Below are 20,550 nucleotides of genomic sequence, written 5' to 3'. Positions count from 1 at the left end.
TGGTGATATTCCAAATGGTTGGCAAGAGGGGCTTTCCGGGTGCGTGTTCTCGTCGCCGGCGGCGGCATAGGTGGTCTTGCTGTGGCACTCAGCCTGCACGACGCGGGCATCACCGAGGTGACGGTGATCGACGCGGCACTGAGAATCCGGCCCCTGGGGCTCGGGATCAGCCTCCTGCCCCACGCGGTGCGCGAACTCGTCGAACTCGACCTCTACCATCCGATCGCCAACCTGGGCGTGCCGCTGTCCGGGGTGGCCTTCCCCGACCGCCGTGCGACCCGGGTGGTACTGGCCCCGCGCGGGCAGCGGGCGGGCTTCCTGTGGCCGCATCTGTCCGTGCACCGGGGTGAGTTGCAGGTTGCGCTGCTGCGCGCGGTGTATCAGCGGCTCGGCCGCGCGGCGGTGCGTACCGGGTCCCGGCTGACCGGGTTCGACCAGGACGACGACGGGGTGACCGCGTATTTCGTGGACGGCGAGGGGCGGCCCTGGCAGGAGCGGGCCGACGTGCTGATCGGCGCGGACGGGATCAACTCGGCGACGCGCGCGACGTTGTTGCCGGACGAGAGCGCGCCGGTCGCCCAGCCGCGCATCCTGATGCGCGGCACCACGCGCTGCGCGCCGTTCGCCGACGGGCACACCATGATCATGACCGCGCACGGCGAGGCGCGGTTCATGGCGCACCCGATCAAGCCGATCGATCCCCGTGACGGGTACACGCTCACCAACTGGCTCGCGGAGCTGCCCGATCGGCAGTCGGCGGGCGAACTCGGCGACACCGGCTGGAACGGCCCGGCGGACCTGCGCCGGCTGGCCCGGGTCTTCCGCGGCTGGAGCATCGCCGGGGCCGACATCGGGGCCATGGTCAGGTCGCCCACCGAGGCGTCCGGCTATCCGCTGGTGACCCGACCGCCCCTGGACCAGTGGTCGTTCGGCCGGGTCACCCTGCTCGGCGACGCGGCCCACCCGTTGTACCCGTACGTGCTCGGCGGCGCGTCCGAGTCGATCGTCGACGCGCGGGTGCTGGCCCGCTCGCTGGGCTCGTACCGGGACCCGGTCGAGGCGCTGGAGATGTACGAGCGGGCCCGGCTGCCGCTGAACAAGTGGCTGCAACTGATCGGCCACGGCCGGGTGCCGCGCGCCGAGGACGCGACCGGGCCGCTGACCGCCACCGAGGAGATCGGCGGCATCATCGGCGCCTACGGCCACCTGCCCGGACACGACCCGGCGGCACTGAACAAGCGGCCGTCGTACGGCCTGGCGAAGGTCTGAGCGAGGGCCTGCTTCACGCCCCCGCGTCGGTGACCAGGACGTGTACCACCACACGTTGCCGGCCCGTGCGCTCGCGCACCTCCGCGGTGACCGCCGTGCGCACCGCGCGAGCCACGTCCAGGACGCGGTGGTCGGCCGCGGCGCGGAACTGCACGTCCACGTGCAGCACTCCGTCGAGCACGCGCGTGGTCACCCCCGGGACCCGGCCCGGGAGCAGGCCGCCCGAGACCTGGGCGACCGCGTCGAGCAGACCCGGTTGCAGGTCCACCACGCCGGGGACGGCCAGCGCCGCGCCGCCGGCGGTGGTCCGGGCCAGGACGGACATCTCGCGGGACGCGCGCTGCGCCGGCTGCCTCATCGGTTCCCCTCCCGAGCGTCGGCGGCCGGTTCCAGGCCCACCACGTCCACGTCCACCTTCGCCACTTCCAGCCCCAGTCGCTCCATCGCGGCCCGGCGCACCCGCTCGCGCAGCCGATCGGCCAGCGCGTGGATCGGCTCGCCGTACGGCACGCCGACCGACAACCGCACCGTCACCGGACCCGGCACCGCCGCCCCCGCCCGGTTCTCGAACGGCCGGATCCGGCAACTGCGGGCCTGCACGCCGGGCTCGGCGTCGGCCGCCGCGCGCAGCGTGCGCGCCGCGGCGGTCTCGGTCAGCATCAACTGCTCGTCCGGTTCGCCCAACGGGAGCAGCCGACCGGTGTGCAACTCGGCCCGGACCAGGCGCATCACCCGAGTGCCCAGATCATCCGGCACCGGGACCGGCAACTCGGCCCACTCGCGGGTGACCTGATCGAGCACCGAATGGTCGCGCAGCACCGCCTGGCACTCCGGACACGAGCGCTCGTGCTCGTCCAGCGCGTCCGCGGCGGCGTGTTCGAGCACCGACTCCGGTTCGCGCCCGCAGGGCAGCAGCTCCTCGTCCGGGTCGAAGTCCGCCGGCTCGCCGAAGCCCGAGTCCGGGTCCGGGTCCGGGATCGAGCCCGAGTCCGGGTCGGCGCCGAGGCCCGAGCCCGGGCCCGGCGACGCCCCGCGGGTCCCCGCGAGCAGTTCCGCCGCGGACGGCAGCCGCAGCGCGTCAGGGGCGTCGCCCGTCTCGTCGGTCACGTCCACGGTCGCATCGCCTCCGCCAGGGTCTGTCGTGCTCGGAAGATCCTGCCCCGCACCGCGTTCGTCCCGATCCCCACGGCCGCCGCGATCTCGTCGTAGCTCTGGCCGTGCATCTCGCGCAGTACCCAGCAGGCCCGCTGCTCCTCGGTCAGTGTGGTCATCGCCTCCTGGAGCGCCTTCAGTGCCGCCGATCCCTCCGCCCGTCGCTCCGGATTGTCCGCCATCTGCTCTATCGCCCGATCGGGTACCTGGTCCAGGCCGACCGTGGGTCGCCGGGTCCGGGCGATGTTCAGGGCGCGGTTGGTGACGATGCGATACATCCAGGTCAGGAACGACGAGTCGGCGCGGAACCCGGGCAGTCGGCGCCACGCGCTGATGAACGCCTCCTGTACCGCGTCCTCCGCGTCGCCGGCGCTGCCCAGGATGCGCAGCGCGAGCGTGTACAGGGATCGCCCGTGCCGACGCATCAGCACCTCGAATGCCTCGGCGTCACCCTCTCGAGCGCGCACCACCAGGGTGCCCTCGTCGAGCTCGGCCTCGTCGGCCATCGGCTTTCCCTCCTCGTCCCAACCCGGCGAACGGTACTGCGCCCGGGGGCGCAAGACGAGAACCGCCACCCGAACGGCGGGCCGCGCGTTGGGTACGTGCCCGCGACCGCCCCGGCGAGATAGCGTCGGATTCCGCGAAACATCCTCCGATCGACGCGTGACGTTCGCCCGGTGTGTGTGTCGTACAGGTGTGGTGAACCCGGCAAGGGGCACCGATGACAGGCGGGACCGAGTGGGGTTCCGGTCGCAGGGTTTCGGGCATTCGCAGCCAGTCGAGGAAGGAAGTGCGCCGATGGCGGACACAACGACCCAGGGCAAGACCGGCACGCAGGCGCTCCAGAAGGACGAAGAGCGTTCGGTGGGCAACGGCGCTCGTTCCACGGAGGTCGTCAAGCTGGCCACCGACAAGGGACGCACGTCGATCGCGGACGGCGTGGTGGCCAAGATCGCGGGCATCGCGGCCCGGCAGATCCCGGGCGTGTACGCGCTCGGCGGCGGCGCGGCCCGGGCGTTCGGCGCGGTGCGTCAGCGCATTCCGGGGGGCAAGCCCAACGTGGCCCAGGGCGTCAGCGTCGAGGTGGGCGAGCGGCAGTGTGCCGTGGATCTCAACATCGTCGTGGATTACGGCGTGCCCATCGCCGAATTGGCGCAGGCCGTCCGGGAGAATGTCATCGACTCCGTCGAGCGGATGACCGCGCTCGAGGTGGTCGAAGTCAACATCGCGGTGGACGACATCCACATCGACTACGACGGCGACGACTCCAAGGAGCGCCAGCTTCAGTGACGCGTGCGCCCGGCGACGACGAGCGGCGACAACTGCTGCGCGAATACCGGGAATTCATCCGCACGAGTCACCCCGATCGTGGGGGTGACCCGGCGGAGTTCGTCGCCGGACTCGAACGTTTCAGGGCGCTGATCGACGCGGCGGGACCACCCGCGCCGATCCGTTCGGGGGCCGCGGCGGAGACTACGGTCTACCGCCGCGGCCGCTTGCCGGGCCGGCTCTGGCGGCAGTTGACGGAGCGCCATCGGCGGCGCAACAACCCGCGTGTCGAGTAGCGGGCCGGCGCGGCACCGATGGATTCCGGACAGCTCCGCGGCAGGACACCTCCGCGGCATTCGGCCCGACAGGGGTCGGCAACTCGGCAACAACCAATGGTCGGTTCAGTGAGGAGTCGTTCGCCAATGACTACACCCATGGTCGGCCTGTTGGTCGGCATGGCCCTCGGCCTGGCCGCCGCGCTGGGCGGGTTCGGGGCCTTTCTCCTGGTCGCCGCCCTCGGGGTGGTCGGCTTCCTGGTCGGCCGCTTCCTGGACGGCGACCTGGATCTCGGTGAGCTGTTCAGCTCGCGCAATCGGCGCCGCTGATGCGCGCGGTACCGGCGGAGGGCCTGGCGCCGGCCGCGCACCGCGGAGTACTGCAGATCGGCGGACGGGTGGTGGAGAAGATCGCCGCGCGCGCGGCGCGTGAGGCCACCACCGAGGCCGCCCCGGACACCGTGCTGCGCGCCCCGAGGGCGGGCGCCACGATGCACCACGACCACGCGACGGTGAACCTCGACGTGGACGTGCCCTATCCCGGCCCGGTGGTCGAGATCGCCCGGACCATCCGGCAACGGGTGCGCGCCGACGTGGAGTACCTGACCGGGATGCCCGTGGTGCGGGTGGACGTGACGGTGGCCCGGTTGACCCGTGGGGGGCACGGCAAGAGGAGAGTGCAGTGAGCCTGGAGGCTTCGCCGGAGGCGCAGGCCGACGGCTCGACGGCCCTGGCGGCCGACGACGACTGGGGCGACGGCGCGAAGGTGCGCCGGGCCTGGTCGACGCGGGGGCTGCCGGCCGCGCTGGTGGCGCTGGTCGTGGGCGGCATCGCGGGCACCGCGCTGTACATCGGCGTGACGGCCCGGATCGATCGGGCGCCGCGCTGGTCGCGGGACCTGTTGGAGCGGGCCCAGACGCACGTGTGGCGCGACGGCTGGACCATCGCCGCCGGGGCGATCGCCGCCGCGGTGGGCCTGTGGCTGATCGTGCTCGCGCTCACCCCCGGACGGCGTGCGCTGCTGCGACTGCGCTCGCCCGGCGGCGGGATGACCGTCTACATGACCCGGCGTACCGCCGCCTCGTTCCTGCGGCACACCGCGCTGGCCTCCTCGGGCGTGTTGGACGCGCGGGTGCGGATGGGGCGGCGCAAGGCGGTACTGCGGGTGGACTACCACTTCCGTGATCCGGACGATCTGCACGACGAGTTGATCGAACGCCTGGAGGAACGCGCGAACGCGCTCACGCTGGCCCGGGTGCCACGCGTGGACCTGCGCCTTCAGCCCGTGAGCGGGAGGTGAGGCGATGATGCGCACGGTCTGCAACCGGATCCTGCTGTTCCTGGCCGGGCTGGTCCTGATCGTCGGCGGGCTCGCCGTCGCCGCGCGCGGTCGGGGCTGGTACCCCGACCTGCTGCACACCGCGGACAAGCCGTTCATCACCGCGAGTCAGGCCGAGCGGCTGACCGACCACGGCTGGTGGTGGTGGGTCGCCTTCGGAGTGCCGGGGCTGATCCTGGTGCTCGCGCTGTGGTGGCTGCTGGCCCAGGTGGGGCGGCGTCCGGTGCGGTCGGTGCGGGTGCAAGACACGAGCGACCACGCCGGCGAGGGCCCGTCGGGGCTCGGCACCGGGTTCGGCATGGTCGGCGACGAGGCGGACACGCTGACCGTCTCGGGCAACGCGCTGGCCGACGCGATCGAGGACGACCTGGCCTACGTGACGGGCGTGGAGCACGTCACCGCGCATCTGGTGCGCCGGCGGCACGGGCCCACGTTGCAGGTGCTGGTCCGGGCCGAGCCGGGGGCCGAACCGCGCGAACTGCTCGGCGCGGTGCGCGACCGGGTGTTGCCCAACGCGCGCGAGGCGGTGGGCCTGGAGACGCTGCCCACGGTGCTCACGCTGCGGACCAGCCGAGGGCTGCCGAAGCGACACCTGGACTGACCGGGGCACGGGCCGGGAACGTCACCCCCGGCCCGCACCTCGGCTCTCGGACGGCCTCCGACTCGCCGGCTGCGTCCGGCTGATGCGGCTGCCTTCGGCTGATGCGGGCTGCCTCTGGCCGATGTGCCATTTTCGGCTCGTGTGCCGCGTTCGGTTGCGCGGTCGGGATCCGGGTGTGGTGTCGGTTCGGGGTGGCGACTCGGGTCTGCGGGCGCGTTGGGTCGGTGTGCTGTTCTCGGCTTGTGTGCCGCGTTCGGCTGTGGCCGGGATCCGGGTGCGCGTCGGTTCGGGTGGCGTCTCGGGCCTGTGGGCGCGTTGGGTCGGTGTGCTGTTCTCGGCTTGCGTGGCGCGTTCGGCTTGTGCGCGGGCTTCCGGCTATGCGCGTCGTTCGGTTTGCGCGCCGCTCAGGGCCGGGCCCACGCGCCGGGTCGGCTCGTGCGCCGTCTTCGGCCCGCGAGCCTCGCCCGGCTTGCGGCGCCGCCTCCGGGGTGGCGCCGCCGCCGGTCCGCGGGCTGCTCCGGGCGGCGTGCCGCGTACCGACGGGCCGCAGGCCGGTGTGTACGCCCCGGCGTCGGCTCGGGCCGGGGTCGGGGTCGGGGTCGGGGTCAAAGCGAACGGGCCAGGCCGCCGTCGATCGGGATCAGCAGGCCGCTCAGGTAGGACGCCGCCGGGGAGAGGGCGAAGGCGGCCACTCGGCCGAACTCCTCCGGGGCGCCGTAGCGGCCCAGCGGGATGGCCTCGCTCTGCCGGGCCCGGGTGGCCTCCGCGTCGCCGCTGAGGTCGTCCAGCTCGCGGACCCGGTCGGTGTCGATCCGGCCCGGCAGCAGGCCGAACACCCGGATGCCGCACGGGCCCAGCTCGTCGGCGAGGGACTTGGCCACCCCGGCCAGGCCGGGCCGCAGGCCGTTGGAGATGCCAAGCCCGGGAACCGGCTGACGCGCCGACGAGGAGAGCACGAAGCCGATCGCGCCGCCCGCGTGCAGCGCCGCCGAGGTGGCCCGGGCCAGCCGTACCGCGCCCAGGAAGACCGACTCGAACGACTCCCGCCACTGATCGTCGTCGACCGCGCCGATCGTGCCGGCCGGCGGGCCGCCCACGCTCACCAGTGCGCCGTCCAGCCGCTCGAAGCGGGCCAGCGCGGCGGCGACGAGGCGTTCGGCCGTGCCGCTGTCCCCGTTGTCGGCGGCGATGCCCAGCGCCCGCTCGGGACCGCCCAGCGCGGCCACGGCCTCCGCCGCGCGCTTTTCGTCCCGCCCGGAGACCACCACCCGGGCGCCGTCGTCCACCAGCGCTCGGGCGGTGGCGAAGCCGAGGCCGCGGGTGCCGCCGGTGACCAGATACACACGATCGCGAAGTCCAAGATCCATGCCACCCATCCTGCCCGCTACCGGCCCCGGAGCCCGGTAAATGACAGGCCGTCGCTTCGGCCGGGTCGCTACCCTCGGTGCCATGACCGAACAGATCGACCTCGTGCGGAAGTGGATCGCGGCGGCCGAGGACGGCGTCACCGTGCTGACCGGAGCGGGCATCTCGACCGACTCCGGGATCCCCGACTACCGGGGGCCGCAGGGCGTGTGGACCAAGGATCCCGACGCCGAGAAGTTGGTCACCTACGGCTACTACATGGCCGACGAGGACATCCGCCGTCGCTCGTGGCTGCTGCGGCGGGACAACCCCGCGCGACTGGCCGGGCCGAACGCGGGACACGCCGCGCTGGTCGCGCTGGAACGGGCCGGTCGGCTCAACGCGTTGATCACGCAGAACGTGGACGGGCTGCACCGGCGGGCCGGCACTTCCCCGGAGAAGATCATCGAGCTGCACGGCACGATGTTCTACGTCCTGTGCACCGACTGCGACACGCGCACCACGCTGGACGCCGCCCTGGAGCGGGTCGAGATGGGCGAGGACGACCCGCGCTGCCTGCAGTGCGGCGGGATCCAGAAGACCGCGACGATCATGTTCGGCCAGGGGCTCGACCACGGGGTGCTGGAGCGGGCCGCGATCGCCGCGCAGATCGGTGATCTGTTCCTGGCCGTCGGCACCTCGCTCCAGGTGGAGCCGGCCGCGTCGTTGTGCCGGGTGGCGCGGGATTCGGGGGCCCGCCTGGTGATCGTCAACGCGGGGGAGACGCCCTACGACTCGATCGCCGACGCGGTGATCCGGGAGCCGATCGGCGAGGTGTTGCCGGAGCTGGTCGAGGGGTTGTGAGCGACGGGGGAGCCGGGGTCAGACCTTCGCGGCTTCCTCGTGCTCGTCCGCCGGGTCGGCCTCGTCGAGCGCGGCCAGTTCGGCCTCCAGCTCCCGGGCCTCGCTCCGGATCAGCTTGACGAACATCGCGAGCAGCGCGAACGCGAAGATCCACCACTGCACCGCGTAGGCCAGGTGCGGGCCCAGGTCCTCGTCGTCCGGCTCCGGGATCAGCGCGGGGGCCCTGGCCGGCATCGGGGTCTGCTCGGTCAGTTCGACGTAGCCGCCGAACAGCGGGTGCGGCACCTTCGGGCCCAGTTCGAAGCCGGAGATCCGCAACACCTGGCCCTCGATCGCCGTCTGGCCGCGAATGCCGGAGTCCTTGCGGGTCTCGTCCGGGCGCAGCCGGCCGGTCACCGTGACCTGGCCGGTCGGCGCCGGCGGTACGTCGGGTCGGTCGGCGGCCTGCGGCGGGTTCTTCACCCAGCCGCGGTCGACCAGGAGGGTGCGCCCGTCGGCGCCGACCAGCGGGGTGAGCACGTAGTAGCCGGGCACGCCGTCCTGGGACCGGTTGCGCACGAGCAGTTCGTGGTCGGTGTCGTACCTGCCGGTCAGCGTGACCCGGCGCCACTGGAGATCGCCCGGCAGCTTGCGCCCCACCGCGAGGATCTCCTCGGCGGGCGCCGGCTTGCGGTCGATGTTGGCACTGATCAGGTCGTTGTGCGCGACCTTGTTCTCGTGCCGGTGGAACTGCCAGAAGCCGAGCTCGACCATGATGGGGATCAGCACGGCGACGAGCAGCGCCATCGCGATCCAGCGCGGGGTGAGCAGGAAGCGGTACACACCGGCACGGTACCCCTCGTCGTGCGCGCCGCGTTTCGCCGGGTGGGGGTCGGGGTCGCGGTTTCCGTCTTGCTCGGGGCGCGTCGGCGCGTCGTGTGGTCTCGGCGCGTCGTGCCGTCGCGTCGTGTGCGTTGCCCTGTCGCGTCATGTGCGTCGCCCGGCGCAGGGTCGGCGACGAAACGGGCGGGGTGTCCGGGTCGGCCGCCGGCCGGGGGTCCCCGCCGATAGGCTGCCCGCACGCCGTCTCCGGAAGCCTCGCCCGCAGGCCCCGACGGGCCACGGTGCGGACGCGGCATCGCGCCGCCGGCTCGGGAGACATCCAGCCTCGGGAGTCACACAGCATGGAAGGTCCCTCGCGCGATCCCGTGCCCGGGCGACGCGGCACCGCCGGTCACTGGGTCGGACTCATCGGGATCGCCGTCGTCGCGTTCGCCTCGATCGGCATGCTGGGGTGGATCGCCCCGCTGGTGGCGGGAGTTCGCACCCGTCGGCGCTGGGACTGGGTGGTCCTCACGCTCAGCGTGGTGTTCCTGATCCTGGCCTTCGTCTGTCTGATCGTGGGCAGCGAGACCGAGGACGAGAAGGCCGCGCGCGAGGCGGTGGGCGGACCCGCGCCGCAGACGATCCTGGACGACGTCGGGGCGATCATGCTGCTCGTGCTGATGGTGGCCATGCCGGTCTGGTGGTGTGTGCGGTCGGCCCGGTGGGCGCGGGCGATGCGGGGGCAACTGCCGCCGCGGCAGGCCGGATACGCGCCCTGGGCGGGGGCGCACGCGGGGGTGGGCCTCCCGCCGCAACCGGTGTCGCAGCCGTTGCCGCGACCGGTGCTGCCGGGCTACCCCCACCCCGGGCCGGCGGTACGCCCGCACATCGCGCCGGTCGCGCCCCCGCCGGTCGCGCCGCCCGTGGCCGGGCCGCCGCCCGCCGTCGACGATCCCGCCGCCCGGGCCCGGGCCCGGCTCCAAGGGCTCAGCGAACGGCTGCGCGAACAGGACGGCGGCAACCCCGGCGGGCCTCGATGAGTGCGCCGGGCCGGGTGATCGCGGACCGCTACGAGCTGTCCGCGGCGATCGGCCGAGGCGGCATGGGCCAGGTCTGGAAGGCGTACGACCGCACCCTCCAGCGCCGGGTCGCGGTCAAACTCCTGCGCACGGACCTCGTGGACACCGGCGGCGAGCGCGGCGCGATGGAACGCCGCTTCCTGCGCGAGTGCCGGGTCACCGCCGGCATCGACCACCCCGGTCTGGTCACCGTGTTCGACGGCGGCGCGGACGCGGGCGAGTTGTACCTGGTGATGCAACTGCTCGACGGTTGCGACCTGGCCGACCTGATCGCCGAGCACCGGCCGCTGCCGTGGGAGTGGGCGGTCGCGGTGGCCGCGCAGATCTGTTCGGTGCTGGCCGCGGTGCACGCGGTGCCGGTGGTGCACCGCGACCTGAAGCCGCGCAACGTGATGGTGCGGCGCGACGGCACGGTCAAGGTGCTCGACCTGGGCGTGGCCGCGGTGCTCGATCCGGAGTCGACCAAGCTCACCACGACCGGCGCGATGCCGGGGTCGCCCGCGTACATGGCGCCCGAACAGATGAACGGCATCGTCGAGCCGCGCACCGACCTGTACGCGCTGGGCTGCCTGCTGTACGAAATGCTGGTCGGCCGCGCGCCGTTCGCCGGGCCGACGATGGCCTCGGTGATGCTGGGGCACCTGAACACCGCACCCGAACCGCCGAGCGCACGGCGGCCGGGGCTGCCCGCCGGCCTGGATCGGCTGGTCCTGGACCTGCTCGGCAAGCAGCCCGATCAGCGGCCGGCGAACGCGCAGGAGGTGTATCGGCGGCTGGCCCCGCTGCTGCCCGCGCCCACGGGCGACGCGAGCGCGGCGCCGGCCCCGACCGCGCCGATGGACCCGACCCGGCCGCTGCGCTTCCCGGCGGCGCCGCAACCGCTGCCGGGGGTGCCCGCGCCGGTGCACGCGCCGACCCCGGCCGCGCCGGCCGCGTCGTGGGGGATGAGCGCGGGGCCGGCCGCGTACGCGCCCAGGACGGATCCGGCCTGGGCCGCGGTGCCCTCGGCGGCGCCGCCCACACCGGATGTGGGCAGTGCGCTCGACGAGGCCAACCGGCTGCTCGGCGAGGGTGCGCTGACCCAGGCCGTGGATGTGCTCGGCGCCGCGCTGCCGGTGGCCGTCGCCCGGCATGGTGAGCACGATCCGCTCGTCCTGGGCCTGCGCCAGGCGCTCGCCGACACGCTGCTCGCGGACCGGCAGTTCCGCCGCGCGCTGCCGGAACTGCGGTACATCGCGAGCGTGTTCGCGGCCACGGGTGGGCCGGCCGACGCGGAGGCGATGGAGTACGGCAGGCAGGTCGCCGCGTGCCTGGAGGAGTTGGGCGAACTGCCCGCCGCGCTCGGCGAGTACCGGCGCCTGCTCGACCTGCACCGCCGGGTCCCGGACGCCGACGTGTACCAGGGCTTCGACCTGCGCGAGCGCATCGGGCTGCTGCTCGCCGCGCTGGGCGACCCGTACCGGTCGGAGAGTGTGCTGGTCCCGCTGCTCGCCGAACAGGAGCACCGGTTGGGCCCGCAACACCCGCGTGTGGCCACGTTGCGGCAACACCTGGCCCGGATCCACGGCGCCTCGGGGTATCGGCGCCGCTGAGCCGTTGTCGAGCCGCCGCCGAGCCGCCGCGACGGGTCAGGCGGCGGTCGGCTCCACGTCGAGGACCACCTTGCCCGCGATGCGCCGGTCGAGGAGGGCCCGGGCGGCTTCGGCGACCCGCTCCCAGGAATCGCGCCGGTCCACCTCCGGGGCGAGCCGGCCCGCCGCCACGAAGTCCAGGAGCGTCGCCAGGTCCGGGCCGACGTCGTGAACGTCGCCGAATGTGCTCATGGTCTTGGCCGGCCCGATGGAGAACAGCGAGTACGGCGCGAACACCGCCGGTTCGTCGCAGGCCCAGCCGATGTTCTGCACACTCCCGCCCGGCGCGAGCAGGTCCCAGGCCGCGACCAGCTGCGGGCCGCCGACGGTGTCGAGGACGAGGTCCACCGGTCGGTCGATGCCGGCGAGGCCGACCACGACCTGGTGCGCGCCCAGTTCGGCCAGGCCGGCGGCGCGGGTCGGCGATCCGACCGAGGCGATCACGTGGGCGCCGCCCAGGGCCGCGAGTTGGACCGCGTAGCGGCCGACGCCGCCGGCCGCGCCGGTGACCAGTACCCGTCGGCCCAGAACGGAGCGGGTGCGCAGGGTGCGCAGCGCGGTGATGCCGGCCATCGGCAGCGCGGCGGCGTCGGCGAGGTCGACCCCGGCCGGCAGCTCGGCCACGGCGGTGGTGTCCACGACCATGCGCTCGGCCCAGGCGCCGGCGCCGAACGCGGCGACCTCGGCGCCCACGGCCGGCCCGGTGCCGTCCGCGGCGGCCCGTATGACGACACCGGCGGCGTCGTAGCCGTGCACGGTCCCGGCCGGAAGGCGTCCGGCGAACGCCACTTCGCCGCGGTTGAGCGAGATGTGCCGGACGGCGATGACCAGTTGGTGTGGTGCGGGGTGGGGCTCCGGGGCCGACCCGAGACGCAGTGATCCCGAAGCGTCGGGATCGACGACGAGCGCGCGCATGACCATGAGTCCCCCAGAAGTCGTGGATTACACGGACCGTCGGTCCGCTTATCTCCACGCTAATATGCGGACCGACGGTCCGTCCAGCCGGGAGATGCCGATGAGCGAACAGCGCGCCGAGCGCGCCGACGCGGCGCGTAACCGCCGTGCCGTGCTGCGCGCGACCGAGCGGCTCTTGGCCGAGGGCGGCGGGGACCACGTGTCGCTCGACCGGGTCGCCGCGCTGGCCGGAGTCGGGAAGGGCACCGTGTTCCGGCGCTTCGGCAACCGCGCCGGGCTGTTGCAGGCGCTACTGGAGGAGCGGTCCCGAGAGTTGCGCGACGCGGTCGGGAACGGCCCCCCGCCGCTGGGACCGGGCGCGCCCGCACCGGAGCGCATGCTCGCCTTCCTCGACGGGCTCGGCGCGATCGCCGAGGGCAACGCCACCCTGCTGTCGGCACACGGACAGGCCTGCGCCGAGGACCGGTACGGCGATCCCAGCTACCGGTTCTGGCACCACCACCTCGCCGCCCTGTTCACCGACGGCCGCCCCGACCTCGACGCCGACTTCCTGGCCCACGCCGTACTCGCGCTCTTCGACGGCGACCTGATCCGCCATACCACCCCACCCGACGACCCCCGCCATTTCACCCGCTCCGTCCAGGCGCTGGCCATGGCACTGCTGCGCCGGGCCTGAGGGGCGCCACACCACCGATCGCGCTCGACGCCCCACGGCGGTAGGGCGGTTCAGGGGTAGGACCGGCCCGGCGGCGCGACGGCTCGCGCGCGATCGGCCGGCATCGCCCACATCCCGCCGGCGTCGAGCGGCTGCACGGTGATCGTCCGACGCGCGCGGGGGTGGGGCATATTTTCTGCCACTTGTCCGACATCGTGGTCTTCCGTAGCGGGCCGTCATGGGCGACCGTGGAGACATCGACGCGCGGAGGGGTGACGTGGCGATGGAGCTTCACGATGTGTCCCTGCCCTGGTTTGTGGTCGGTGTGGCCGGCGCGGTGTCGTCTCTGGCGCTGCCCTGGTTCCAGACCCGGACCTATCGTCGGGCGCGCGCGCTCGACTTCGACGAGTCGCGCTACGGCACCACGCCCGACACGGTCTTCCGGGTCCCGATCACGCCGCTGAAGGTCTACGCGGAACCGGTCGCGGCGCGGGCGGTGGGGCTGCCGCTGGGTGTTGCCGGTGCGGTGTTGTTCCTGGTCTTCGGCCTGTGGCCGTCGATGCTCACGTGGTCGGTGTGCGGTGGTGTGACGATCCTGCTCACCCCGGTGCGCCGCGCGCTGGGCCTGCGGGTGACCCATCGGATCGCGCGGGACGTGCAGTTCCGCAACGGGCCGCTGCGCGATCGGGACGGCACGGTGATCGCCGAGCAGAGCTGGCCGCAGGTGGTGCGCACCTGGTATCGGCACGAGTACCGTGATCGGCCGCCGGGCGAGGACGATCTCTCGGTGGCGGTGCTCGGCAAGTTCTGGTGGCTGGCCGGACACCTGCTGTGCTGGCCGATCACCCTGCCGGGCACCCAGATCGTGCAAACCGCGATGTGCCAGAACCCGGCCTGGTCCCTCGGCCACGTGGGCGACGACGCGGGCGCGCCGTGGCTCGCCGATCTCGGCGAGGCGCGAACTCCTGTACAACGCGACTCCTCCGGAAAGGCTCGCCAGACCGCGCCGGACGGGTGACCGCCGCGTGGGTGACCACGTCCCCACCCGGTCGTTGGGCGGGGTGTGACTCGAAATGTCTCCATGGTCCGGATCGCGGCGGCGTCCTTCGTCGGTACCGCGATCGAGTTCTACGACTTCTTCGTCTACGGCACCGCCGCCGCCCTGGTGCTCGGGCCGCTGTTCTTTCCCGGCTTCTCGCCGATCGCCGGCACCCTCGCCGCGTTCGCGACCTACGCGGTCGGGTTCGTCGCGCGCCCGCTGGGTGCGGTGGTGTTCGGGCGCCTGGGCGATCGGCGCGGGCGGCGGCCGGTCCTGGTGGTGTCGCTCGTCCTGACCGGTGTGGCCACCGTGCTGGTCGGGCTGCTGCCGACCTACGAGCGGATCGGCGTGGCCGCGCCGATCCTGCTGGTGGTGTTCCGGTTCTGCCAGGGCTTCGGCGTGGGCGGCGAGTGGGGCGGCGCGGTGTTGCTGGCCGCCGAGCACGCACCGCCGGGGCGGCGGGCGTTGTGGGCCGGGATTCCCCAGGCCGGCCCCTCGATCGGGTTCCTGCTCGCCAACGGGCTGATGTTGATCCTGTCCGGGTCGCTGACCGACGCGCAGTTCCACGCGTGGGGCTGGCGGGTGCCGTTCCTGTTCGCCGGGGTGCTTGCGACCGGCGGGCTGCTGCTGCGCGCCTCGGTCGAGGAGACGCCCGCGTTTCGGGCGCTGGTGGCCGGCAACGAGACCTCGGCGAGTCCGGTCGTCGAGGTCCTGCGCGGGCACTGGCGCCTGGTCCTGCTCGCCGCGGGGGCGCTGGCCTGCGGCTACGTGGGCTTCTACCTGACCACCACGTGGTCCCTGCAGTACGCCGACGACCGGCCGACGGTGGGCCGCACCACGATGCTGGCCTGCATCATGATCGCGGTGTCCGGGATGGCCCTGGTCACCCCGCTGTTCGCCGTGGTGGGCGATCGGTACGGGCGCAAGCCGATGTGCCTGGTGGGCTGCGCGGGGATGGGCCTGTGGGCGTTCCCGATGCTCGGCCTGCTGGCCACCGGCGAGCCGATGTGGATGACCCTGGGATGCCTGGGCACGCTGGTCGCGTTCATGGCGATGTTCTCGGTGGTCGGGGCGTACCTGTCCGAGCTGTTCGAGCCGCGGGTGCGGTGTACCGGCGCGTCCACCGCGTACAACCTGGGCGGGGTGCTCGGCGGCGCGCTGACCCCGATGGTGGCCACCGAACTGGCCCGCGGGGACAGCACACCGTGGGGCGTCGCGGCCTATCTGGCGGGCGCGGCGACGGTGAGCGCGACCTGCCTGCTCCTGCTGCCCGAGACGAACGTGGTGCCCGTCACGGACGGTGAACCCGCCGCAGCGTGAACCGGCCACCGCGTGAACCCGCGCGGTGCGAACCCGCCGCGGCCTGATCCCACGCGGAGGCGATCTTCCATCGCGGGCCGATCTGCGCCAGGGTGCGGCCATGACCACGCATTCGACCGAACCGGCCGAGGCACGCCGCGCGCACCACACCCGCGTCGCCGAACGGCTGCTCGCCGCCGTCGGCGCCGGCGACCGCGCCGCCCAGGTGGCCTGCTACCACCCCGACGTCGTGCTCGAATTCCCCTACGCCGCGCCGCCGGTGCGGATCGAGGGCCGGGCCGCGGTGGAGACCTACCTCGCCATCGCGCTCGGCGTCTTCGAGCTGAGCCTGACGGTGACCCGGGTCCACGACTGCGTGGACCCGGACACCGTGATCGTCGAGTTCACCGGGACGGGTCGGGCCCGGACCACGGACCGGCCCTACGCCAACACCTACATCGCGGTGCTGACCTTTCGGGACGGTCTGGTGGTCGGGCAGCGCGAGTTCTACAACCCGGTGCCGGCCGCTCAGGCCTTGACCGCGACGCCCGCCAGCTGAGGCAGCTTCACCGCCGGGTCGCCGAGCGGGCCCTCGGGGCCCCACACGTCGACCGGAACCAGGCGGGCGGGCAGCAGTTCCAGTCCGCCGAAGATGGCCAGGATCCCGTCATGCGAACGGGCGTGCATCTGCTGCACGTTGGACGAGTACTCGCTGAGCGCGCGGTCCATCCCGGCCGGGCGCTCCTCGCTGCGGTGCGCGTGGGACAGGGCCAGGTGGCTGCCGGGGACGGTGGCGTCCATGTACTGGCGCACCACGCCGACGGGGTCCGCCTCGTCCGGCAGGAAGTGCAGCACCGACACGATCAGCACGCCGACCGGCTGGGAGAAGTCGATCAGCTTGCGCACCTCGGGCGAGTCGATCACCTTGGCCGGATCGGTCAGGTCGGCGCCCACCACGGTCGCGTTCGGGTTGTCCGCGAGCAGCAGTTGGCTGTGCGCGACCGCGACCGGGTCGTTGTCCACGTACACCACACGCGCGTCCGGGTCGGCCTTGTGTGCGATCTCGTGCACGTTGCCCACGGTCGGGATGCCCGAGCCCAGATCGAGGAACTGCCGGATGCCCAGGTCCAACAGGTGGTGGACGGCGCGGGTGAGGAAGACCCGGTTTCCGCGCAGCACGTCGCGCAACTCGGGCATCGCCTGGGTGACCAGCTCCGCGGCCTCGCGGTCGACCGCGAAGTTGTGCGCGCCGCCGAGCGCGTAGTCGTAGACGCGGGCGACGCTGGCGCGCGTGATGTCGATGTGCTCTGGAGCCCAGTCCGGTCGAGTCATGGCTCGGACTCTAAGCCGTGCCGACACGATTCACCGGAAAAATCGCCCGCCCGCCGGTACGAAGCCCTGTGCAAGGCGTCACACCCCCGGTGGCGGGAGCGGAACGAGGGTTCCACTCCCGCCACCGACAGGCTCGGCCGGCGCCGACCCGGCTCGACCGGCCCTACGGCTTGACGCCGGTCACCCCGACGAACGCCGGGCACTTGTCCGCGCCGACCGGGATGTCCTCCGGCGCGAGCGGTGCCCAGACCTGCTCGACCCTCGGGCCCACCCGGGCCGCGATCGGGGCCAGCGCGTCGAGGTCGAAGCCGTACAGCTTCGCCGCGTTGCCGCCGACCATGGCCGCGACCTCGACCGGGTCGATGCCGTTGTAAGTGAGCTGGAGCGCCTCGCGGCTGAACGGGTGGCTGGCCTCCTTGTGCGGGTAGTCGCTGCCCCACATGACCCGGTCCACGCCCACCTGGTAGCGCAGCTTGGCCTCGGCGGGACGCTGGAAGCTGGCCCCGACGTGGCACTGCCGGGCCCAGTACTCGCTGGGCTTGAGCGCCATCCGGCCGACCAGTTCGCTGCCCCACTCGTACTCCTGGGAGCCGACCGCGGTGCTCATCCGGTGCCAGTAGTAGTCCAGCCGCCGGGTCTCCTCCGGGATCCAGGCGGTGCCCTGCTCGGTGAAGACGAACTGGAGATCGGGGTGGCGGTCCATCGCGCCGGAGACCACCAGGTGGGTGAACGCGCGGTGCGCCCACCAGGACACCTCGGTCAGGAACACCACCTTGTCCACGTCGGTGTCCCCGGCCGGCGGCGCCGCCGAGCCGGTGTGGTGGTTGAGCGGCATGCCCAACTCCTCGCACACCCGCCACAGCGGCTCGTAGTGCGCGTAGTCGAACATCGGCACCAGGCCGGAGCCGGGCGGGGTGCCGGGCAGCAGCACGCCGCCGGTGAGCCCCGCCTCCTTGGCCCAGCGGATCTCCTCCACCGCCGCCGGGATGTCGTGCAGCATGATCTGGACGATGCCCGCGCGGCGTCCGGGAGCCGCCGCGCAGAAGTCGACCATCCAACGGTTGTGCGCCTTCAGCCCCTCCCAACGCAGCGCCAGGTCACCGGCGTTCGCGGCGGGCGGCTGGTCGGTCAGCGACGGCTTGGGGAAGAACGGCGGCACGGTGTTCGGGAAGATCACCTCCGCGACCACCCCGTCCGCCTCCAGGTCGCGCAGCCGTCGATCGGAGTCCCAGTTGCGCGGACCCAGATCGCCCTTCAGGTCCGGGTACGGGATCTCGTAGCCGGCCACCCACGCGTCGAACTCGGCGTGCAGACGGGCCGGCAGGTAGTCGCGATAGCCGTGGATCTCGCCGCCGCCGTGGCAGTCGGCCGAGATCACCGTGTATCGCTCGGGCAGGTCGGTGAACGGGGGGCCGCCCGGGACGGCGGGCGGGGTGGTGCGCTCGGTCATCGGGGATCAGACCTCCTGGGCCGGCGCGTTCGGGTTGATCGCGGCGCCCGTGTCGTGTCCGGTGAGCCAGTGCCGGCCGATCTCGGCGGCGGCGGCCCACTTGGTCGTCAGGTCCTTCGCCGAACCGTCCGCGTTCACCTGGCCGAGTGTCGCGGGGGTGACCCCGACCCGCTCGGCGTGCGGCTTCAGCGCGGCCAGGTCGAAGCCGTACACATCCGCGACCGCCTCGCCGAGCATCACGCGCGTCTCGGCGATCGGCACGTCGGAGAACGTCTTGCGCAGGATGTTCAGCGTCTCCGGCCAGGTGCCTTCCGGATGCGGGAAATCGTTACCCCAGCAGATGTTGCCGATGCCGATCTCGTAGCGCATGCCGATCTCGCGGCGCTTGGTGTTCGAGGCGCCGATGAAGCAGTTGCGGTCGAAGTACTCGCTCGGGAGCAGCTTGATCTCCTCGAACCCGGCCAACTTGGCCGCGCCGCGCGAGCCGAGCAGCAGCCGGTCGGTGAACCACAGCAGGTTGCCCACCCACCAGCAGCCCGCCTCGGTCACCCCGAACCGCAACCTCGGGAACCGCTCGAACACGCCGGACCACAGCAGGAACCACAGCGGCCGGGACGGCCACCAGGTGACCTCGGTGACGTAGATGCCCAGGTGGTTCCCGTACGCCTCGCGGTCGGCCGGACCCGAGTGGGTGACCACCGGCAGCTCCAGCTCCTCGCACAGCGCCCACACCGGGTCGTACCTGCGGTCGTGGTACGGCGTCTGGTTCATCCACATCGCCGGGATCATCACCGCGCCCAGGCCGTCGGCCTTGATCCGGCGGATCTCCTTGAGTACGTCGTCCAAAGCCGCGGTGATCGGGATCAGCGCGACCCCGCGCCGCCGCTCCGGGCTGGTCTTGCACAACTCGGCCAGCCAGCGGTTGTGCGCCTGCGCGCCGGCCAGGCCCAGTTCGGGATCCAGGTCACCGGACAGGCCCAGGCCCGCGCCGAACGGCACACACGTACGCGACTCGACCGCGTCGGCGTCCGGGAAGATCACCTCGCCGACCACGCCGTCCTTGTCCAACTCCAGGTCGCGCCGGTCCACTTCCCAACCGCTGCGCAGCACCTCCTCGTTGGTCTCGAACCAGTTCGCCGCGAAGTCCTCGTTGCGCACGCCCAGATCGGTGATCGCCTTGAGCTGCGCCTCGCGCTCGGACATGAATTGGTCGAACGCCGCGTGGTGCTTCGTGGCGAGGTAGTCGCGATACAGCTCCGTGGGCAGGCCGGCGTGGGTGTCCGAGGAGATGATCGTGTAGGGAGTGGTGAGTTCGGTCGTCGCTTGCTCAGTCATCGTCGCTCACTTGTCCAGGACGAAGGTCTCGAGGTACGAGGGGTTGCTGCGGTCGAGCATGCTGCGCGACCGTGCGGTGATCTGGGCGTCGCTGTGCTCGCTCGCGGGCAGGATCCAGAACCGGTTCTCCCGGATGCCGTCGAGCACGTCGGCAGCGACCGACTCGACCGGGGTGAACTCGATCTCCCGCCCCGCGTCGCGCATCGCCTTCTCCCACGCGTCGAGCGTGTTGTAGGGAGTCTTGCGCGGTACCGACTTGGCGAAGCGCTCGGGCCGGTTGCGGTACGACTCCCACAGGCCGGTACGCAACATCTTCGGTCCCGGGAACAGCACGGACGCGCCCAACTTGGCGCGTACCTGGCCCAGTTGCGCGTACAGCGCCTCGGTCATGGTGACCACGGCGGCCTTGGTGGTGGCGTATACCGAAGCGTTCGGCAGCGGGGCGATGCCGCCGTCGCCGGAGGAGGTGTTGACGATGTGCCCGGGGGTGTCCTGCGCGAGCATCCTCGGGACGAACGCCTGGATGCCGTTGAAGACGCCGAACACGTTGACGGCGAAGCACCAGTCCCAGTCCTTGGGGTCGTGCTCCCACATCTTGCCCTCGGAGCCGGACCCGATTCCCGCGTTGTTGCACAACACGTCCACCGCGCCGAAGTGTTCGAACGCGGCGTCGGCCAGCGCGAATACGGATTCGCGCACCGACACGTCCACCACGTGTCCGAACGCCTGTCCGCCCGCATCGGTGATCCGCGCGACCGCCTTGTCCAGCGCGCCCTGTTCGATGTCGCCGAGCACGACCTTCATGCCCTCGGCGGCGAACCGTTCGGCCATCGCGAGCCCGATGCCGCTCGCGGCGCCGGTGACGACGGCGACTCTGCCGTCGAATTCCTGCAGCATG

General features: G+C 72.6%; 24 protein-coding genes. 14 read left to right on the top strand and 10 right to left on the bottom strand.

The window, feature by feature from the left end; genetic code table 11:
• Positions 1 to 39 precede the first annotated feature (39 nt).
• The gene (locus ACFXKZ_RS44345) at positions 40 to 1,269 is read left to right on the top strand and encodes an FAD-dependent monooxygenase (protein WP_380011204.1); all 1,230 of its coding nucleotides are present in this window, start codon (positions 40 to 42) and stop codon (positions 1,267 to 1,269) included.
• A gap of 13 nt (positions 1,270 to 1,282) precedes the next feature.
• Here the strand turns inward: ACFXKZ_RS44345 and ACFXKZ_RS44340 are convergent, their stop codons facing one another.
• The 3 genes from ACFXKZ_RS44340 to ACFXKZ_RS44330 are packed head-to-tail and all read right to left on the bottom strand — an operon-like array spanning position 1,283 to position 2,927.
• The gene (locus ACFXKZ_RS44340; RefSeq protein WP_380011201.1) at positions 1,283 to 1,627 is read right to left on the bottom strand and encodes an Asp23/Gls24 family envelope stress response protein; all 345 of its coding nucleotides are present in this window, start codon (positions 1,625 to 1,627) and stop codon (positions 1,283 to 1,285) included.
• Positions 1,624 to 2,382, bottom strand: a complete 759-nt coding sequence (locus tag ACFXKZ_RS44335; protein ID WP_380011198.1) for an Asp23/Gls24 family envelope stress response protein — start codon at positions 2,380 to 2,382, stop codon at positions 1,624 to 1,626. Before ACFXKZ_RS44335 ends, ACFXKZ_RS44340 begins: the two co-directional genes overlap by 4 nt.
• On the bottom strand, positions 2,373 to 2,927 hold the full coding sequence (locus tag ACFXKZ_RS44330) for an RNA polymerase sigma factor (protein ID WP_078977714.1): 555 nt from the start codon (positions 2,925 to 2,927) through the stop codon (positions 2,373 to 2,375). Before ACFXKZ_RS44330 ends, ACFXKZ_RS44335 begins: the two co-directional genes overlap by 10 nt.
• 292 nt (positions 2,928 to 3,219) lie before the next feature.
• On the opposite strand from ACFXKZ_RS44330, the gene ACFXKZ_RS44325 reads away from it, so the two are divergent.
• The 6 genes from ACFXKZ_RS44325 (at position 3,220) to ACFXKZ_RS44300 (ending at position 5,905) form a co-directional block, all read left to right on the top strand.
• Positions 3,220 to 3,711 (top strand): Asp23/Gls24 family envelope stress response protein, encoded by a 492-nt coding sequence (locus tag ACFXKZ_RS44325; protein ID WP_380011195.1) that lies wholly within the window; start codon positions 3,220 to 3,222, stop codon positions 3,709 to 3,711.
• Positions 3,708 to 3,986 (top strand): hypothetical protein, encoded by a 279-nt coding sequence (locus tag ACFXKZ_RS44320; RefSeq protein ID WP_380011192.1) that lies wholly within the window; start codon positions 3,708 to 3,710, stop codon positions 3,984 to 3,986. Before ACFXKZ_RS44325 ends, ACFXKZ_RS44320 begins: the two co-directional genes overlap by 4 nt.
• 126 nt (positions 3,987 to 4,112) lie before the next feature.
• Positions 4,113 to 4,295 (top strand): hypothetical protein, encoded by a 183-nt coding sequence (locus ACFXKZ_RS44315; RefSeq protein ID WP_078977717.1) that lies wholly within the window; start codon positions 4,113 to 4,115, stop codon positions 4,293 to 4,295.
• Positions 4,295 to 4,651, top strand: coding sequence for an Asp23/Gls24 family envelope stress response protein (locus ACFXKZ_RS44310; protein WP_126641336.1), 357 nt, complete (start codon positions 4,295 to 4,297; stop codon positions 4,649 to 4,651). The genes ACFXKZ_RS44315 and ACFXKZ_RS44310 overlap by 1 nt, the downstream gene beginning before the upstream one ends.
• Entirely contained in the window at positions 4,648 to 5,265 is a 618-nt protein-coding gene (locus ACFXKZ_RS44305; protein WP_380011188.1) for a DUF6286 domain-containing protein, read from the top strand. Before ACFXKZ_RS44310 ends, ACFXKZ_RS44305 begins: the two co-directional genes overlap by 4 nt.
• A 4-nt stretch (positions 5,266 to 5,269) precedes the next feature.
• Positions 5,270 to 5,905, top strand: coding sequence for a hypothetical protein (locus tag ACFXKZ_RS44300; protein ID WP_380011185.1), 636 nt, complete (start codon positions 5,270 to 5,272; stop codon positions 5,903 to 5,905).
• A gap of 605 nt (positions 5,906 to 6,510) precedes the next feature.
• Here the strand turns inward: ACFXKZ_RS44300 and ACFXKZ_RS44295 are convergent.
• Positions 6,511 to 7,272, bottom strand: coding sequence for an SDR family oxidoreductase (locus tag ACFXKZ_RS44295; RefSeq protein ID WP_380011182.1), 762 nt, complete (start codon positions 7,270 to 7,272; stop codon positions 6,511 to 6,513).
• Between the two features lie 82 nt (positions 7,273 to 7,354).
• Between ACFXKZ_RS44295 and ACFXKZ_RS44290 the strand changes: the two genes are divergently transcribed.
• A complete protein-coding gene (locus ACFXKZ_RS44290; protein WP_380011179.1) occupies positions 7,355 to 8,113 on the top strand; it encodes an NAD-dependent deacetylase in 759 nt (252 codons plus the stop codon).
• Positions 8,114 to 8,131: 18 nt separating this feature from the next.
• Here ACFXKZ_RS44290 and ACFXKZ_RS44285 read toward each other — a convergent pair whose 3' ends face one another.
• Complete coding sequence (locus ACFXKZ_RS44285) at positions 8,132 to 8,935, bottom strand: SURF1 family protein (protein WP_380011176.1); 804 nt, start codon at positions 8,933 to 8,935, stop codon at positions 8,132 to 8,134.
• Positions 8,936 to 9,276: 341 nt separating this feature from the next.
• On the opposite strand from ACFXKZ_RS44285, the gene ACFXKZ_RS44280 reads away from it, so the two are divergent.
• Both ACFXKZ_RS44280 and ACFXKZ_RS44275 read left to right on the top strand, forming a co-directional pair.
• A complete protein-coding gene (locus ACFXKZ_RS44280) occupies positions 9,277 to 9,957 on the top strand; it encodes a hypothetical protein (RefSeq protein WP_380011173.1) in 681 nt (226 codons plus the stop codon).
• On the top strand, positions 9,954 to 11,588 hold the full coding sequence (locus tag ACFXKZ_RS44275; RefSeq protein WP_380011170.1) for a protein kinase: 1,635 nt from the start codon (positions 9,954 to 9,956) through the stop codon (positions 11,586 to 11,588). Before ACFXKZ_RS44280 ends, ACFXKZ_RS44275 begins: the two co-directional genes overlap by 4 nt.
• Positions 11,589 to 11,624: 36 nt before the next feature.
• On the opposite strand, the gene ACFXKZ_RS44270 is transcribed toward ACFXKZ_RS44275, so the two are convergent.
• Complete coding sequence (locus ACFXKZ_RS44270; RefSeq protein ID WP_380011167.1) at positions 11,625 to 12,542, bottom strand: zinc-binding dehydrogenase; 918 nt, start codon at positions 12,540 to 12,542, stop codon at positions 11,625 to 11,627.
• Positions 12,543 to 12,642: 100 nt separating this feature from the next.
• Between ACFXKZ_RS44270 and ACFXKZ_RS44265 the strand changes: the two genes are divergently transcribed.
• From ACFXKZ_RS44265 to ACFXKZ_RS44250, 4 genes are all read left to right on the top strand, one after another.
• Positions 12,643 to 13,218, top strand: coding sequence for a TetR/AcrR family transcriptional regulator (locus ACFXKZ_RS44265; RefSeq protein WP_380011164.1), 576 nt, complete (start codon positions 12,643 to 12,645; stop codon positions 13,216 to 13,218).
• 262 nt (positions 13,219 to 13,480) lie between these two features.
• The gene (locus tag ACFXKZ_RS44260; RefSeq protein WP_380011161.1) at positions 13,481 to 14,215 is read left to right on the top strand and encodes a hypothetical protein; all 735 of its coding nucleotides are present in this window, start codon (positions 13,481 to 13,483) and stop codon (positions 14,213 to 14,215) included.
• A 63-nt stretch (positions 14,216 to 14,278) separates the two neighbouring features.
• Positions 14,279 to 15,556: an MFS transporter gene (locus tag ACFXKZ_RS44255; RefSeq protein WP_380011158.1), complete on the top strand. Its 1,278-nt coding sequence runs from the start codon at positions 14,279 to 14,281 to the stop codon at positions 15,554 to 15,556.
• A gap of 100 nt (positions 15,557 to 15,656) precedes the next feature.
• Positions 15,657 to 16,094 carry a nuclear transport factor 2 family protein gene (locus tag ACFXKZ_RS44250; protein WP_380011155.1) on the top strand — a complete coding sequence of 146 codons (438 nt, stop codon included), beginning with the start codon at positions 15,657 to 15,659 and terminating at the stop codon, positions 16,092 to 16,094.
• On the opposite strand, the gene ACFXKZ_RS44245 is transcribed toward ACFXKZ_RS44250, so the two are convergent.
• The 4 genes from ACFXKZ_RS44245 to ACFXKZ_RS44230 all read right to left on the bottom strand — a co-directional run bounded on the left by ACFXKZ_RS44245 (position 16,064) and on the right by ACFXKZ_RS44230 (position 20,549).
• Positions 16,064 to 16,867 carry an SAM-dependent methyltransferase gene (locus ACFXKZ_RS44245; protein WP_380011152.1) on the bottom strand — a complete coding sequence of 268 codons (804 nt, stop codon included), beginning with the start codon at positions 16,865 to 16,867 and terminating at the stop codon, positions 16,064 to 16,066. The two genes, ACFXKZ_RS44250 and ACFXKZ_RS44245, sit on opposite strands and share 31 nt — an antisense overlap.
• A 163-nt stretch (positions 16,868 to 17,030) precedes the next feature.
• Positions 17,031 to 18,317 (bottom strand): amidohydrolase family protein, encoded by a 1,287-nt coding sequence (locus ACFXKZ_RS44240; protein ID WP_380011149.1) that lies wholly within the window; start codon positions 18,315 to 18,317, stop codon positions 17,031 to 17,033.
• Positions 18,318 to 18,323: 6 nt separating this feature from the next.
• Positions 18,324 to 19,652 carry an amidohydrolase family protein gene (locus ACFXKZ_RS44235; protein WP_380011146.1) on the bottom strand — a complete coding sequence of 443 codons (1,329 nt, stop codon included), beginning with the start codon at positions 19,650 to 19,652 and terminating at the stop codon, positions 18,324 to 18,326.
• A gap of 6 nt (positions 19,653 to 19,658) precedes the next feature.
• A complete protein-coding gene (locus tag ACFXKZ_RS44230) occupies positions 19,659 to 20,549 on the bottom strand; it encodes an SDR family NAD(P)-dependent oxidoreductase (protein ID WP_380011143.1) in 891 nt (296 codons plus the stop codon).
• Position 20,550: the final 1 nt, after the last annotated feature.

Source organism: Embleya sp. NPDC059237 (assembly GCF_042754105.1).
Taxonomy (GTDB): domain Bacteria; phylum Actinomycetota; class Actinomycetes; order Streptomycetales; family Streptomycetaceae; genus Embleya.
This window is presented reverse-complemented; position numbering and strand designations above follow the sequence as displayed.

What these genes read in the sequence shown, in the direction of transcription:
- ACFXKZ_RS44310 (WP_126641336.1), top strand. Translation starts at nt 4,295, where the DNA reads ATGCGCGCGGTACCGGCGGAGGGCCTGGCGCCGGCCGCGCACCGCGGA.
- ACFXKZ_RS44240 (WP_380011149.1), bottom strand. Translation starts at nt 18,317, where the DNA reads ATGACCGAGCGCACCACCCCGCCCGCCGTCCCGGGCGGCCCCCCGTTC.
- ACFXKZ_RS44340 (WP_380011201.1), bottom strand. Translation starts at nt 1,627, where the DNA reads ATGAGGCAGCCGGCGCAGCGCGCGTCCCGCGAGATGTCCGTCCTGGCC.
- ACFXKZ_RS44245 (WP_380011152.1), bottom strand. Translation starts at nt 16,867, where the DNA reads ATGACTCGACCGGACTGGGCTCCAGAGCACATCGACATCACGCGCGCC.
- ACFXKZ_RS44250 (WP_380011155.1), top strand. Translation starts at nt 15,657, where the DNA reads ATGACCACGCATTCGACCGAACCGGCCGAGGCACGCCGCGCGCACCAC.
- ACFXKZ_RS44230 (WP_380011143.1), bottom strand. Translation starts at nt 20,549, where the DNA reads ATGCTGCAGGAATTCGACGGCAGAGTCGCCGTCGTCACCGGCGCCGCG.
- ACFXKZ_RS44300 (WP_380011185.1), top strand. Translation starts at nt 5,270, where the DNA reads ATGATGCGCACGGTCTGCAACCGGATCCTGCTGTTCCTGGCCGGGCTG.
- ACFXKZ_RS44235 (WP_380011146.1), bottom strand. Translation starts at nt 19,652, where the DNA reads ATGACTGAGCAAGCGACGACCGAACTCACCACTCCCTACACGATCATC.
- ACFXKZ_RS44260 (WP_380011161.1), top strand. Translation starts at nt 13,481, where the DNA reads ATGGAGCTTCACGATGTGTCCCTGCCCTGGTTTGTGGTCGGTGTGGCC.
- ACFXKZ_RS44330 (WP_078977714.1), bottom strand. Translation starts at nt 2,927, where the DNA reads ATGGCCGACGAGGCCGAGCTCGACGAGGGCACCCTGGTGGTGCGCGCT.
- ACFXKZ_RS44280 (WP_380011173.1), top strand. Translation starts at nt 9,277, where the DNA reads ATGGAAGGTCCCTCGCGCGATCCCGTGCCCGGGCGACGCGGCACCGCC.
- ACFXKZ_RS44295 (WP_380011182.1), bottom strand. Translation starts at nt 7,272, where the DNA reads ATGGATCTTGGACTTCGCGATCGTGTGTATCTGGTCACCGGCGGCACC.
- ACFXKZ_RS44270 (WP_380011167.1), bottom strand. Translation starts at nt 12,542, where the DNA reads ATGCGCGCGCTCGTCGTCGATCCCGACGCTTCGGGATCACTGCGTCTC.
- ACFXKZ_RS44265 (WP_380011164.1), top strand. Translation starts at nt 12,643, where the DNA reads ATGAGCGAACAGCGCGCCGAGCGCGCCGACGCGGCGCGTAACCGCCGT.
- ACFXKZ_RS44290 (WP_380011179.1), top strand. Translation starts at nt 7,355, where the DNA reads ATGACCGAACAGATCGACCTCGTGCGGAAGTGGATCGCGGCGGCCGAG.
- ACFXKZ_RS44255 (WP_380011158.1), top strand. Translation starts at nt 14,279, where the DNA reads ATGGTCCGGATCGCGGCGGCGTCCTTCGTCGGTACCGCGATCGAGTTC.
- ACFXKZ_RS44325 (WP_380011195.1), top strand. Translation starts at nt 3,220, where the DNA reads ATGGCGGACACAACGACCCAGGGCAAGACCGGCACGCAGGCGCTCCAG.
- ACFXKZ_RS44315 (WP_078977717.1), top strand. Translation starts at nt 4,113, where the DNA reads ATGACTACACCCATGGTCGGCCTGTTGGTCGGCATGGCCCTCGGCCTG.
- ACFXKZ_RS44275 (WP_380011170.1), top strand. Translation starts at nt 9,954, where the DNA reads ATGAGTGCGCCGGGCCGGGTGATCGCGGACCGCTACGAGCTGTCCGCG.